We start from the raw sequence: 13,094 nt of genomic DNA, 5'->3' as shown, positions 1-13,094 counted from the left end.
CCGGACCTTGCCCGCAAGTTGCCGAGCAGTAGCAGCTTGCGTCTTCGTCTCACCGCTGCGGAACACCGAGCCATGAGGACAAATAGTTGGTTGCGGGGGCCGGATTTGAACCGACGACCTTCGGGTTATGAGCCCGACGAGCTACCGAACTGCTCCACCCCGCGTCTGAGGGGGCCAATAATAGGCTCCAACGCTGAGATTGCAAGTAATTATCCTAAAAAAAGTTTATCCGGGGATTAAACCATCACATCCTGTGTTCTTTTGCAACAAACCGTATTTTTTTCAGTCAACTAGGTGCTTTCCTTGCCGCTCACTGCCCTCGCCTGCCAAGGTTGCGCTGCCGGATCCGGCGTGCCATTCCCCTCTATATGTATGAAAAAGCCCGCGTCTATACAGGCGCGGGCTTGCTCCCAGACTTGCCACTGTGCGACTCAGGCCAGCTGGTGCAGCACGCTGGTCGCCGCTATCTGGGCGATGATGAGACCGCACAGGGTCACGGACAGCACCACGGGGGCCGTCTCCTGCTGCCGGTAGATGGGGCTGAACCAGAGCAGCAGGGCGGCGATGAGCAAGCCCGCCTGGGTCAGCACCCCGGGGATCAGGGCATCCAGCCCGGCGCCATTGTCCTGCCCGCTCACCAGCACCGCCAGCCAGATCAGGCTCAGCATGGCGGCCAGCAGCCCCGCCAGCGGCAGCAGCAGGTTGAATGCCTGCAGGCGGTGGCGGGCACGCAGCAGCATCAGGTGGGCGAAGGCCGAGCCCAGCAGCACCATCTGCAGCACACCGTTCAGCCAGCCCTGGATCTGCAGCAGACCCAGGCCATAGAGGGCGAGCGGCATGGCGGGCAGCCACAGCAGAGTGGCGGGGATGGCGCGCTTGCCCTCGAGGCGCGACTGGGCCAGGGAGAGCCCTATCCCCAGGATCAGGGCGGCGCCCCCGCACCAGGGAAGCCAGCCGGTCACCCCGGCTTCGATCCCCAGCATCAGGGAGAGGCCGGTGATCACCCAGATGGAGAAGAGCTGGTTGGTGATCCGCGAGCGCTGGCCCGGGCAGAGATCCCCGCGCCACAAGACGATCCCGAGCGCGATCAGGGCCCCCAGGGCCATCAGGCCGGTCAGGGAAAAGAGCCAAAAAGGAAGTTGGACGAACATAGGGTCTCCGGCAGCAAACAGAGGACAGGGCCAAGGGGCCACGGCAACAAAAAACAAGGGGCGAGTATACCCAAACCCGCCCCCATCCCCAACGCCTGCGAGACTAGCTCTGGCCGCGAGCCAGGGCGACCACCCGCGAGAACATCTGCTTGAGCATGGGAGGAATGTGCTCGCTGCCAAGGCGCTCCGCCTCCTCCACCACGGCCAGGGCCAGGCCGGGCTTGCTGCGGTGATGGATGGCCTTGGCAATGATGCGCCCGGCGTTGAGGGTGGAGCGCCCCCCGACCCCGGCCTCGCGCCTGAACACCGCCTCGAATCCGTTCTGGTAGAGGTAGTGCTCTATGTCCGCCGAGGGCAGCTGGGTGATCCTGTCCCGCTCCCTCTCCCCCTTGAGCAATGAGCGGGCGGAGCTCGCGTACTTGGCGCCCGCCTCGTCGCCGTCGGTGAGCAGGTGCCACTCTATGCCAAAGTCCCGGGCCACCTTGATGAGGGGGGCCTGACCGCACTGGGCAAATTCTATGATGCGCACCCCTTCCGCCCGCAGGCTGTAGCCGCAGATCTGGGCGAGCTCGGAGAGCAGCCAGATCTCTGTCTCCCCCTCCACCAGCAACCAGCAGCGGGCAAACATCGACATGGGCCTGTTGATCCGCACGTGGAAGGCGATTTTGCGCAAGTCGTCGCTGCTGTAACGCTCCCCCCCCAACTGGTGGCAGAGGATGTCATGCTGGCGGCGCACCAGGCGGCGCACTTGGTTGAGCGGCAGGGAAGAGAGCAGATCTCCCGAGTTGGTGGTGAGCAGCTTCTGGCCGGGCAACTGCTCGAGCAGGCCCCAGGCCAGGGCCAGCATGGTGGGGTGCAGGCGGCTCTCGGGATCTTCCAGCATCAGTATGGGCCTGGCCCCCTCCTCCAGCTCGCGGTTGCCGCGGGCATGGAGCAGCATGGCGGCCATACCTGCCATGGCCAGTTGCAGGGCCCGGTTGTCCGCATTGCGCAGCAGCACCTGCAAGTTGCCGGGGTTGCGCAGGGTCATGGGGCGATTGACGATCTCCCGCTGGCTGCGGGGCTTGTGCTTGATGGGGGCCAGGGCGCTGAAGTAGTGCTCCATCAACTGCTGCACCGCCTGCAGCGCCTCTTTCAGCTCGGGTTCGCCGATGCGCTGGGGCTCGTCAGTCAGCTTGCCGGCGAGCTCCCCGAGCCGCTGCTCGGAGAGATCGTCCCAGGGCAGCCGCTCTATGCCGTCCCGGGCGGTACGGGCATCCCGCAGCCGGAACACGGGGTTCATGGTGATGAGCAGGCGCACCAGCTCCTCGTTGTTGTCGATGGTCAGGCTCTTGCCGATGCCGTCGAGAAAGTCATGGGTGCTCTGCACGCTGCCATCGTCCAGCAGCTCGGCGCTGGCGCGATAGTGGATACGGTGGAACTTGTCCCTGTGGGGGATCCAGGCCGCGCCAAGGCGCGCCAATCGGCGGGAGTGCTGGCACATCTGGGGGCGGTACTCGCTGAAGGTGAGCACCAGTTGCAGGGTGCGCGACGGGCTCAGCTCGGGATCTTCGGGCTGATGGAAATCATCGCGACTGAATTGATAGGGTTCGGCATCCCCCAGCAGGCACCAGAGGGCACGCAGCAGGCTGGACTTGCCCCAGGCATTCTCACCGATGAGCACCGTGGTGTGATCCAGCCCGAGCGAGAGCCGATTTATCCCGCGAAAACCTTTGACTTCAATGCGTTCCAGAAACATGCGGCCATATCCAGTCCATCCTGATGGCGCAATAGTGGCAAAGTTGCCGGAAAAATCCTATCGGGTCTTGGGGTTTTCAGCGGGAACTGTGAGGCACTACGGGTTCGGGAGGGGTGGGCAGGCAGGCGCGATCCTGAGGGGCATTCCAGTGGCTGAACCAGAGGTGGCGGGTGCGGGTCTGACGTTTGCGATGATTCAATGGGCATTCCTTTTTATGGGTAAGTGGTAGAGGGTACACCTCTTTTACCCAGAGTCTCAGCGTTATCTGTGACAGGAGAATGACAATTGGGCCCGCCACTGCCCCGGGCTCAGGCCGAAGGCCTCCCGAAAGCGATTGCCAAAATGGGCCTGGGAGGAGAAGCCGCACTGGGCGGCGATGCTGGCCAGGGGATCGCTTCCCGCCAGCAACTGCTTGGCCCGCTGCAGCCGCAGCCCCTGCAGGTAGCGGTGGGGCGGGCAACCCAGGCTCTGGCCGAACATGCGGGCGAAGTGATATTCGCTCAGGCCCGCCTCCCGGGCGAGCTCGCTCAAGGTGACGGGCTCGGCCAGGTGGGCCAGCAGATACTCCTGCACCCGCCGGATCACCGCGGGAGCCAGGCCGCCCCGCACCTCGGGGAGCCCAGGTGCCTCCCGGGTATGGTGGCGATAGGCATGGAGCATCAGCATCCAGGCGCCGTGGGAGAGCGCCATGCGATCGACCCCGTGCTGCCAGTCCAGCTTCATCAGCTGTGCCTGCACCAGGGCCGCAGCCTGGGGATCCTCGATGAAGGTCTTGTCCTGCAACACCAGGTGGCGCCCCTCCTTGTCGCACACCTGTTCGGCGATGCGGCAGAGGTGCTCAGGGGTGAAGTAGAGGTGGAAGAAGCGAAACTCCTCGCGCACCAGCCATTCGGATCTGTGGTGATCCGGCATGATGCACACCTTGCCGGTGCCGCCGTGGCCGCCGGGACCGTCGAGGCGCTCGGTCTGCTCGCCCCCCTGCAGATAGACGCTGATGGTGTGGTGACCCGGCTTGTGGTAGCGGGTCTGATCGTAGCGGTTGCGCCAGCTGGCCACCCCGAGCCCGGGCTCCAGCCAGCAGGAGTCCTCCAGCCGCGCCCCCGTGCTGACCAGAGCATCGAACACCCCCGCCTGTCGTCTCTGCTGCACCTGTCTGCCTCATCCTTGTTCCCGTGCCGTCATCTTATCGCGGCTGCTCGCCAAGCGCTGCTGCCGGCCACAAAAAACCGCAAGATGGTGCAAGCCAGGGCGGACCATCGGGCCCATGCTGATCCCCATGTCACTCCCCTTTTCATCGGATCCGCTTATGAATCTCCTGCTGTATGTTTCCACCGTCCTCATCTGGGGCAGTACCTGGATCGCCATCGCCTGGCAGCTCGGCCCCATTCCCATCGAGGTCTCGGTGCTCTACCGCTTCGCCCTGGCGGCGCTGGCGCTCTTTGCCCTGCTCACGTTAAGCGGCAAGTTCCCGCGCCTGCCCTGGGCGGGCCAGCGTTATGCGGCCCTGCTCGGCGCCCTGCTCTTCTCCACCAACTTTCTCTGCTTCTACCACGCCACCCTCTATATCCCGAGCGGCCTGTCGGCGGTGATCTTCGCCAGCGCCAGCATCTTCAACGGCCTCAACCTCTGGCTGTTCGAGGGCAAGCGCCCGGGCCTGCGCTGGTTGCAGGGGTCGCTGCTGGGGCTCATGGGCACACTGCTGCTGTTCTGGCCCGTGCTGGCGGATGCGCAACTGGGTGCAAACGGCTGGAAGGGGCTGCTATTCGCCTGCGGCGGCACCCTCTGCTTCTCCCTCGGGAACCTTGTCTCTGCCCGTGGCCAGCGCCAGGGCTATCAGGTGTTGCAGATGGTGCCCTGGGGCATGGTGTACGGGGTGGCGCTGCTGCTGGGCTGGGTCATGGTGCTCGGTCAGTCCCTGACCCTGCCGACCGAGCCCCGCTACCTCGCGGCCATGGTCTATCTGGCCATCTTCGGCTCCGTCATCGCCTTCACCGCCTACCTCACCCTGGTGGGGCGCATCGGCGCCAGCAAGGCCGCCTATGCCACCGTGCTGTTCCCCCTGGTGGCGCTGAGTCTCTCCACCCTCTATGAGGGCTTCGTCTGGCAGACGGTCTCCATCGTCGGTGTGGTGGTGAGCCTGGTCGGCAACCTGGTGATCTTCGCCCCGCCCGTCAGGGAGTGGCGCTGGCCGTTATCGAGGGCTACAAACGGTACTTGCCCCTGATGCCGGCAGCCCCTAAGGTAAACCCTCCCAACAGCGGTTGAACGGAGGAAGCATGTTACTGGAAGGGCTGGAGACACTCTGCCTGCTGGCGAGCGAGGGCACCATGGCCAAGGTCGCGAGCCGCCTCTATATCAGCCAGTCGGCGGTGAGCAAGCGCATCACCCAGCTGGAGCAGCGCCTTGGCAAGCGGCTCATCGAGCCGGATGGCCGCCAGACTCGCCTCACCCCCCAGGCCCGGGAGCTCCTCGCCCGGGTAGCCCCGAGCCTGGCCGAGATGAAGGGGGTGCTGGCAGACAGCCAGACCCTCACCGACCAGACCCCCCTGCCCGTCGCCTGCTCAGAGACCCTGCTGGCGGGCTACCTCGCCCGCTTCATGCACGACTACCTTGGCCGGGATCCCCACCTGGCCCTCTCCACTCACCACACCCCGGTGATCCTGACGCGGGTGCGCGGTGGCGATGCCCTGCTCGGCATCTGCGCCGGCCGCCTGCCCCCCGGCCACGGCCTGTGCGCCGAGCTGCTGCTGGAGGAGCCCTTCTATCTGGTGGGGGACTATCAGGAGGAGGCGGCGCAGCCGGATCACAGAGGCGCCTCGCCAGACGGGGCGAGTGGCAGGCCGTTGACGCAAAGAGATCTGGGTGAGGAAACCCGGGTGCAGGAGACGCTGTGCAAGATCCTGACCATGGATCTGGAGAACCCCTCCAATCGCTATCTGCGGGATCCCCTGGCCGCGCTCGGGCTGGTGCCGGCCATGGAGCTCGACTCCTACCTGGCGCTGATCGAGCTGGCCAAGGCGGGCATAGGCCCAGTGCTGCTGCCGGCCGGTCTGCTGGCCCTGGTGGGGGATCAGGGGAAACGGGCGCGCGCCCTGCCGGGGCTGGCGCGGCCGCTGCACCTGGTCTATCGGCCAAGCAGCCTAAAGCGGCTGCGGATCCAGCGACTGGTCGAGGAGATCCGGGCCCACTTCGCCCGGGTGAGCCAAGGCCAGCGCTGACTCAGACCAGCCAGCTGAACAGCTCGGGGTACTGACTCCACACCAGCTTGGCGGACATCAGCAGGGAGACGGTCACCAGCAGCGGCTTGATGAGCTTGACCCCCTTGATCAACACCAGCTTGGAGCCGAAGCGGGCCCCGATGAACTGACCCAGCGCCATGCACAGGCCCACGCTCCACACCACCTTGCCGCCGAGGGCGAAGAACAGCAGGGAGGCGATGTTGGAGGTGAAGTTGAGCAGCTTGGTGTGGGCCGTGGCCCGCGCCATGCCAAAGCCCGCCAGGGCCACGAAGCCGATGGCAAAGAAGGAGCCTGTGCCTGGGCCGAAGAAGCCGTCATAGAAACCGACCCCGCCCCCCACCAGCAGGGCGAACAGCATGGGGGTGAGGCGACGCTGGCTCTCCGCATCGCTCACCCTGGGGGAGAAGTAGAAGTAACAGGCGAACGCCATCAGCAGGAAGGGCAGCAGGCGCTCCAGGATGGCGGCGTCTATGGTCTGCACCGCCAGGCTGCCGATGGCTGCCCCGATGAAGGTGCAGATGACCGCCGGCCAGATGATGGCCCACTCCAGCAGCCCCTTGCGGGCATAGAACCAGGTGGCGGAGAAGGAGCCAAAACTGCTCTGCAACTTGTTGGTGCCGAGCACCAGGGCGGGCGGCATGCCGGTGGCAAGCAGGGCCGGCACCGTCAGCAGGCCGCCGCCTCCGGCGATGGCGTCGATAAAGCCAGCGATGAGGGCGACCCCGAACAGGGCAACCAGGGTGAGCAGTTCCAGTTCCATCCATAAACCTCGTGTGATGCGGCCACCCGCGGCAATCCCGGGTGTCCTGTTTGAGCACAATGCAGGTCGCTATCCTAACGGGGGCGGGCTCATGAGGCTAACGAAACGATGGCAGCCAATTGATTCCTGATTTTCATCAATGATGACACTGCCTTGCCATCGGCTGCCAAAGCAAACGGCGCAGTGGCAGGCGATCTATCCAATTCCTGATTTTCATCAATGATGCCACTGCCTTGCCATCGGCTGCCAAAGCGAACGGCGCAGTGGCAGGCGATCTATCCAATTCCTGATTTTCATCAATAGGTCGCCACCTTGGCATCGACTGCGAAAGCTAACGAAACAGTGGCAAGCGGTGAATCCGGTCCCCCCATTCCCGATCACTGGCGCGGCACTTGGGGCGATCACCTTGTCCTATGATGCCCGTCCCCTGCCCTCGCCGTGCAGCCTAACCGGTTAAGCCAGCGCTGCCTCGCCCTGATCAGCGGCAGGCTCGGCAACCCCCTTGTTGATCGCCTCCAGGGCCTGCAACAGCGAGGTCTCGTCCTCGCCAGGGGCCCGACTGACCCGACCCGCCATATAGCGGCAGCTGAACAGGGTTAAACCAGCGCAGCCACGCCCCGCTCAGCGGCAGGCTCGGCAACCTCCCCCTTGATCGCCTCCAGGGCCTGCAACAGCGAGGTCTCGTCCTCGCCCGGGGCCCGGCTGACCCGACCCGCCATATAGCGGCTGCTGAACAGATTGAACCAGTGCTGCAACGCCTGGCCTGCCTGCAGCTCCCCGGCCACCTCCAGCACGCAGGCCGCCACCTCGGCGGTGCACAGGTGCTCATCGCAGTGGGCGACCCGCATGCCATAGGTGGAGAGCGCATCCGGCCGCACCGACAGCACGGGGAAGCCATCCAGATAGGGGCTCATGTTGAACATCTTGCGCGCCTCGGGCCAGGTGCCATCCAACAGGATGAAGAGCGGCTTCTTGCCGGGGGCCAGGGCCACCTGCTCGGTCACCCGGGCCGGGTTCTTCTCGCAGGCGGGGAACACCACATAGGGCTGCCAGGCGGGATCCGCCAGCAGGGCCAGCAGCTCGGGATGGGGCTGGGTGCGCTTCCAGAGAAAGGCCCAGGTGGTCTGGGGCAAGACATCGGCGATGAGACGGCCGGTGTTGGACGGCTTCATGGGCTCGCTGTCATACATCAGCAGGCAGAAGCCCGCCTCGGCCTTGAGCTCGGGGCGCCACTCGCAGGCACACCAGGCATGACGCAGCTGGCAGGCCTCGCAGCGGGGCACGCTGCCGCCACGGGCGAGAAAGGGACGGGTTGAGATGCTCTTGCGCCAGATGCGCAGGCGATTGACGGCATGATCGGGGATGGGCTTCATGGGGCGCGGCTCGGCGACAGGGTCTGCGGGAAAAAGGGGGCAGATTGTAGCGGGCGGGTCTGCCGGGAGCAAGGTGCGCGGCATCTGCCCAGCCAGGCGCACAGGCTCGACGCACCGCTCTATACTTGGTCCTCATCCCATCATCCCACGCACGGGAAGGCCGATGGGACAAGGAGGACAAGATGGCAGAACCAGACATGGCCAGGGAGCACGCCCTGGCCGAAGGATCCACCTTTACCTGGCACGAGCTCTATGTGCCGGACGGCGAGGCCGGGATCCGCTTCTACGCCGAGGTGCTCGGCTGGGAGAGTCAGCTCATGGAGATGGAGGGGGGCAACTACCCCATGCTGGTGGTCAACGGCCGACCGGTGGCCGGGGTGCAGTCCACCCGGGACAGCCCCCAGATGGCTGGCGTGCCGCCCCACTGGGCGACCTACATAGCGGTCGATGACGTGGACGCCAGGCTCGCCAGGGTGACCCAGCATGGCGGCAGCCTGGTGGTGCCCGCCATGGACATCCCCACCGTCGGGCGCATGGCGCTCATCGCCGATCCGCAAGGGGCGCACATCTGGCTGTTCACACCCTTCCCCGGGGATTGCCAGCAGCCCTGAGGACCATGCAACACCGCAGAAACGACAGAGGGGCCCTTGGGCCCCTCGCTTGTTGACATGCCTTGTCGGTCCCTCAGAGGGGGCGCAGGTTCTGCTCGAGGAAGGCCGCGAAGCTGTGACCGTGATGCTCAAGCAGTTTCGGGAACATGGAGATGGAGGTCATGCCCGGGAAGGTGTTGATCTCGTTCAGCAGTATCTCGCCATCCTCGGTCAGGAAGAAGTCGATGCGCGACAGATGGGTCAACTTCAGCTGGCGGAAGGCCTTGAGGGAGTAGGCATGGATGGCGTCAGACTGGGCCTGGGTCAAGCCTTCGGCCTTGAGCGCCGTCTCGGTGTGGCTGGCGCTGCTGTACTTCTCCTCATAGGTGTAGAACTTGTCCTGGGGCACGCAGATCTCCCCGGGATAGGTGGCCACCAGCTCGTCGCCGTACTGGTAGACAGCCACTTCCAGCTCGCGGGGCTTGACCGCCTTCTCGATCAGCACCTGCTCGGAGTAACCGAAGGCATCCTTGATCCCCTGTACCAGCTCCGCCTCGTTGCTGGCGGAGTAGCAGCCCACGGATGACCCTTGCGAGGCCGCCTTGATAAACACCTTGCCCCACTTGGCCAGCGCGGCTCTCGCCTCGGCGAGCGCCTCGTCGCCCTGCTCGGTCAAAAACAGATAGGGGGTGTTGGGAATGCCGATGGCGGAGAGCCACAGCTTGGTGCTGATCTTGTTGAAGCAGATCTTGCTCGCCTCGGCATCGCAACCGAGATAGGGCAGGCCCGCCAGCTCGAGGAAGGATTGCAGATCGCCGGTCTCACCCGGATAGCCGTGGATGCAGGGCACCACGTAGTCCACCGGACGGGCCACGCTGTCAAAGGAGAGCAGCTTGTCCAGACCCAGCTTGCACTCGCGGCCGTCGGCACTGAGCCAGCGGTCGGCAAACATCTCGACCCGGGTCACTTCGACCCCAGGCAAAAGACCGAGCTGTTGTTCGAGGAAATTGGCACTGCGCAGAGAGACTTCGTGCTCGGCGCCACCGCCGCCGCACAGCAGCAAGACATGCATGTTCTTCATTAGATGTGATCCCTTGGGAGAAGCGGCTTCGTCATGGCCGGGGAAAATCCGGCTGCGCGACCTGCGCACCAAACAACGGGCGAAGCCAGATACGAACATAAGTGCGGCCAGTGTAGCAAGGGAGAGGAAGCCTTGTCAGCCGATGGGAGCGCCATCCACCCATCCTGGCCCGTAAAACGCGGCGCCTGTGTCAAAAACGGGACGAAACGGACTCAGCGAGGGGGATCGACCCGCCCGGCGCCATTGCCATTGACCCGAAACCAGCCGGCGATGCTGTAACGCTCCTCGCTCGCGGGCAGTACCTCGTGGGGAAACTCCTCCGACAGGAAGAGCACCAGCCGCCCCCCCTTGGGGGAGACATCCATCAGAAACTGCTCGTCGTTGTCATAGACCCGCAGCACGCCCCCCGCCAGGGGCTGCCAGCCGTTGTTCAAGTAGAACACCGAGGTGAGACGGCGGTTGGAGCGCCCGGCAAAGGCGTCGCGGTGGGTCGCATAGAAGTCGCCCCGGCGGTAGCGGGCGAAGTGGGCCTCGTAGTCGAACAGCCCCAGCATCAGGCTGCGATTGGCCGCCAGACGCAGGGACTCCATGCGGGCCAGATAGTCGGCCACGGGGGCGCCCAGGTCGGGATCCAGCCAGTGGATCTGATCCCGGCGGATCTCAGGGTTGCCCTGATGCAGCCCCTCCCGCCCAATCCCTGCAGGTTGCCACTCCCCCGGCAGGCAGGCCCGCAAGGCATCCACCTCGGCGGCGGTTAAGAAATCATCCACAATCACCCATCCCCGGGTGTAAATGGCATCCATGACGGCTTGATAGTCCAAGATTGACTCGCAGCGAGTGGAGAGAGTGCGCTTTGTAGCGACTTCCCCCCCTTGGCACAAACCGGATTGCTTCTCTTGAGAAGTCCCGCCATCAATAAGGGCCTGGCCCCGGGCGCCGATTTCCCCTTGCCCCGCCGCCCCTGGCCCGCTAACGTGAAAACAAGGCCCGAAACGGGTCTCCCTCTGCATCCATGACTCAGGAGAGCGCCATGCCCTTGCCCACTATCCCCCTGCAACGACTCGATGGCAGCGAGTTTCCCGGTGACGCCCTGCAAGGGAAGGTTCTGCTGGTGGTCAACGTGGCCAGCCGCTGCGGCTTTACCCCCCAATACACCGGACTGGAGGCGCTTCATCGCCAGTTTGGCCCGGCGGGACTGGTGATCATGGGCTTCCCCTGCGATCAGTTCGGCCACCAGGAGCCCGGCGATGCCGAGGAGATAGCCAGGTTCTGCTCCATCGATTACCCGGTGAGCTTCCCCCTGATGGCCAAGTGCGAGGTCAACGGCGAGCAGGCCCACCCCTTCTATCGCTGGCTCAAGCAGCAAAAGCCCGGGCTGCTCGGGAGCGAGGCCATCAAGTGGAACTTCACCAAGTTCCTGCTCGATCGGGAAGGCCGGGTGGTGGACCGCTTCGCCCCCCAGACCAAACCCGAGGATCTGGCGGGGGCCATCCAGGGGCTGCTGTGAGCCGGGCGACGGACGGCTCTGGCCCCTCTCCCATCGGCGCAGCAGGCCCCCTTTGTGCCCCGAGTCCTCATTCGTGACGCCGATACTGCGTGCCTGCGTCACTTCTGCTATATTACGCGCCCATTATCTTTTTCGTGTCGTAGCGCCCGCGGGACGGGCCTGAAGGGATCAGGCTGTGCCCTGACCCGCTACCCACCTTCTTCCATGTCGTGACGGGCCCAGGCTGTCGTCACCCGTTGAGCCCAAGGCTCGGAGTTTCTCTCGAACATGTCATTCAATGAACTGGGTCTGTCACCGCATATCCTTCGGGCCGTCAAGGAGCTGGGTTACGAACAGCCCACCCCCATCCAGCAGCAAGCCATCCCGGCCATTCTGGCCGGTCAGGACGTGCTGGGCGGCGCCCAGACAGGGACGGGCAAGACGGCCGGTTTCACCCTGCCCATGTTGCACCGTCTGCTGGCCAACCACGGCCGTGGCGGCCGCCGTCAGGTCCGCGCCCTGGTGCTGACCCCGACCCGGGAGCTCGCCGCCCAGGTGGGCGAGAGCATCATCAAGTACGCCCATCATCTGCCGTTCCGCACCCTGATCGCCTATGGCGGCGTCAGCATCAAGCCGAACCTGGACGCCATCAAGCTCGGGGTCGACATCCTGGTCGCCACCCCGGGCCGTCTGCTGGATCTGCTGACCCAGGGGGCACTCACCCTGAGCGCCCTGGAAGTGCTGGTGCTGGATGAAGCGGATCGCATGCTGGACATGGGCTTCATCACCGACATTCGCCGCATCATGAAGGCGCTGCCGGAAGAGCGGCAGACCCTGCTCTTCTCCGCCACCTTCTCGAACGACATCAAGGCGCTGGCGGACGATCTGCTCAATGACCCCACCCTGATCGAGGTGGATCCCAGCAACACCGCCGCCGATCAGGTGACCCAGCGCGTCATCCAGGTCGACCGGGAACGCCGCCGGGAGATGCTCTCCCACATGATCGGCCGTGGCAACTGGCAGCGGGTGCTGGTGTTCGTGCGTACCAAGCAGATCGCCGACCGCCTCGCCCAGCAGATGCAAAAGGATGGTCTCAATACGGTCGCCATTCACGGTGACAAGAGCCAGGGTGCCCGCAACCGGGCGCTGGCCGATTTCCGCGAGGGCAAGGTGCGGGTGCTGGTCGCCACCGACATCGCCGCTCGCGGCCTGGACATCGATCAACTGCCCCACGTGATCAACTTCGAGCTGCCCCAGATGGCGGAGGATTACATCCACCGCATCGGCCGCACCGGCCGCGCCGGCCGTGGCGGCGAGGCCATCTCCCTGGTGAGCCAGGACGAGCTGGGCCAGCTCAAGGAGATCGAGGCGCTGATCGGTCAATCCCTGACAGTGGAGATCCTGGAAGGGTACGAGCCGAGCGGCAAGCCGAGCCGCCAGACCCTGCCGGGCAGCAAGCCGGTGCAAAACCCGCCCCGTGCCCGCGGCCATGCCAACGCCAAGAGCAACAATGCCAAAGGCAAGCCTGATGCGGCCAAAGGCAAGGGCCCCAAGAAGCCGGCTCCGGCCCGCAAGCGCGAGGTCGTGGGGGAAGACATCGGCTTCACCCCCATGCGCCGCCTGCCCAAGGCCCAGCGGGACGACTATCAGGACAACTCCAGCGAGGAGTGAGGCAA

The 13,094-nt window shown here is 65.0% G+C and carries 13 protein-coding genes and 1 tRNA gene; 5 read left to right on the top strand and 9 right to left on the bottom strand.

Features of this window, described 5'->3' with window-relative positions; translation table 11 throughout:
- Positions 1-87 precede the first annotated feature (87 nt).
- The 5 genes from HB860_RS05875 to HB860_RS05860 form a co-directional block, all read right to left on the bottom strand.
- A tRNA-Met gene (locus HB860_RS05875) sits at positions 88-164 on the bottom strand.
- Positions 165-431: 267 nt separating this feature from the next.
- A complete protein-coding gene (locus tag HB860_RS05870; protein WP_247626030.1) occupies positions 432-1,151 on the bottom strand; it encodes a hypothetical protein in 720 nt (239 codons plus the stop codon).
- A 103-nt stretch (positions 1,152-1,254) separates the two neighbouring features.
- Positions 1,255-2,889 (bottom strand): ATP-dependent endonuclease, encoded by a 1,635-nt coding sequence (locus tag HB860_RS05865; protein WP_139434331.1) that lies wholly within the window; start codon positions 2,887-2,889, stop codon positions 1,255-1,257.
- A gap of 76 nt (positions 2,890-2,965) precedes the next feature.
- Positions 2,966-3,088, bottom strand: coding sequence for a hypothetical protein (locus HB860_RS22155; protein ID WP_262110571.1), 123 nt, complete (start codon positions 3,086-3,088; stop codon positions 2,966-2,968).
- Between the two features lie 62 nt (positions 3,089-3,150).
- Entirely contained in the window at positions 3,151-4,038 is an 888-nt protein-coding gene (locus HB860_RS05860; protein ID WP_139434330.1) for a helix-turn-helix domain-containing protein, read from the bottom strand.
- 157 nt (positions 4,039-4,195) lie between these two features.
- On the opposite strand from HB860_RS05860, the gene HB860_RS05855 reads away from it, so the two are divergent.
- Positions 4,196-5,113: a DMT family transporter gene (locus tag HB860_RS05855; RefSeq protein WP_247626029.1), complete on the top strand. Its 918-nt coding sequence runs from the start codon at positions 4,196-4,198 to the stop codon at positions 5,111-5,113.
- Positions 5,114-5,165: 52 nt separating this feature from the next.
- Positions 5,166-6,107: a LysR family transcriptional regulator gene (locus tag HB860_RS05850; protein ID WP_247626028.1), complete on the top strand. Its 942-nt coding sequence runs from the start codon at positions 5,166-5,168 to the stop codon at positions 6,105-6,107.
- 1 nt (position 6,108) lies between these two features.
- Here HB860_RS05850 and HB860_RS05845 read toward each other — a convergent pair whose 3' ends face one another.
- Complete coding sequence (locus HB860_RS05845; RefSeq protein ID WP_202045833.1) at positions 6,109-6,888, bottom strand: TSUP family transporter; 780 nt, start codon at positions 6,886-6,888, stop codon at positions 6,109-6,111.
- A gap of 596 nt (positions 6,889-7,484) precedes the next feature.
- Positions 7,485-8,261, bottom strand: a complete 777-nt coding sequence (locus tag HB860_RS05835; RefSeq protein WP_247626027.1) for a tRNA-uridine aminocarboxypropyltransferase — start codon at positions 8,259-8,261, stop codon at positions 7,485-7,487.
- 182 nt (positions 8,262-8,443) lie between these two features.
- On the opposite strand from HB860_RS05835, the gene HB860_RS05830 reads away from it, so the two are divergent.
- Positions 8,444-8,872, top strand: a complete 429-nt coding sequence (locus HB860_RS05830) for a VOC family protein (RefSeq protein WP_247626026.1) — start codon at positions 8,444-8,446, stop codon at positions 8,870-8,872.
- A 73-nt stretch (positions 8,873-8,945) separates the two neighbouring features.
- Here HB860_RS05830 and HB860_RS05825 read toward each other — a convergent pair whose 3' ends face one another.
- Together HB860_RS05825 and HB860_RS05820 are read right to left on the bottom strand one after the other, a co-directional pair.
- Entirely contained in the window at positions 8,946-9,932 is a 987-nt protein-coding gene (locus HB860_RS05825) for a D-alanine--D-alanine ligase (protein WP_247626025.1), read from the bottom strand.
- Between the two features lie 212 nt (positions 9,933-10,144).
- Positions 10,145-10,753, bottom strand: a complete 609-nt coding sequence (locus tag HB860_RS05820) for a 2OG-Fe(II) oxygenase (protein WP_247626024.1) — start codon at positions 10,751-10,753, stop codon at positions 10,145-10,147.
- A 209-nt stretch (positions 10,754-10,962) separates the two neighbouring features.
- On the opposite strand from HB860_RS05820, the gene HB860_RS05815 reads away from it, so the two are divergent.
- Together HB860_RS05815 and HB860_RS05810 are read left to right on the top strand one after the other, a co-directional pair.
- Entirely contained in the window at positions 10,963-11,439 is a 477-nt protein-coding gene (locus HB860_RS05815; RefSeq protein WP_247626023.1) for a glutathione peroxidase, read from the top strand.
- 267 nt (positions 11,440-11,706) lie between these two features.
- Positions 11,707-13,089: a DEAD/DEAH box helicase gene (locus HB860_RS05810; RefSeq protein ID WP_247626022.1), complete on the top strand. Its 1,383-nt coding sequence runs from the start codon at positions 11,707-11,709 to the stop codon at positions 13,087-13,089.
- The last annotated feature ends 5 nt before the right edge of the window (positions 13,090-13,094 follow it).

Origin of the sequence: Aeromonas genomosp. paramedia (assembly GCF_023093515.1) — a bacterium.
In the GTDB taxonomy this organism is placed as follows: domain Bacteria; phylum Pseudomonadota; class Gammaproteobacteria; order Enterobacterales; family Aeromonadaceae; genus Aeromonas.
This window is presented reverse-complemented; position numbering and strand designations above follow the sequence as displayed.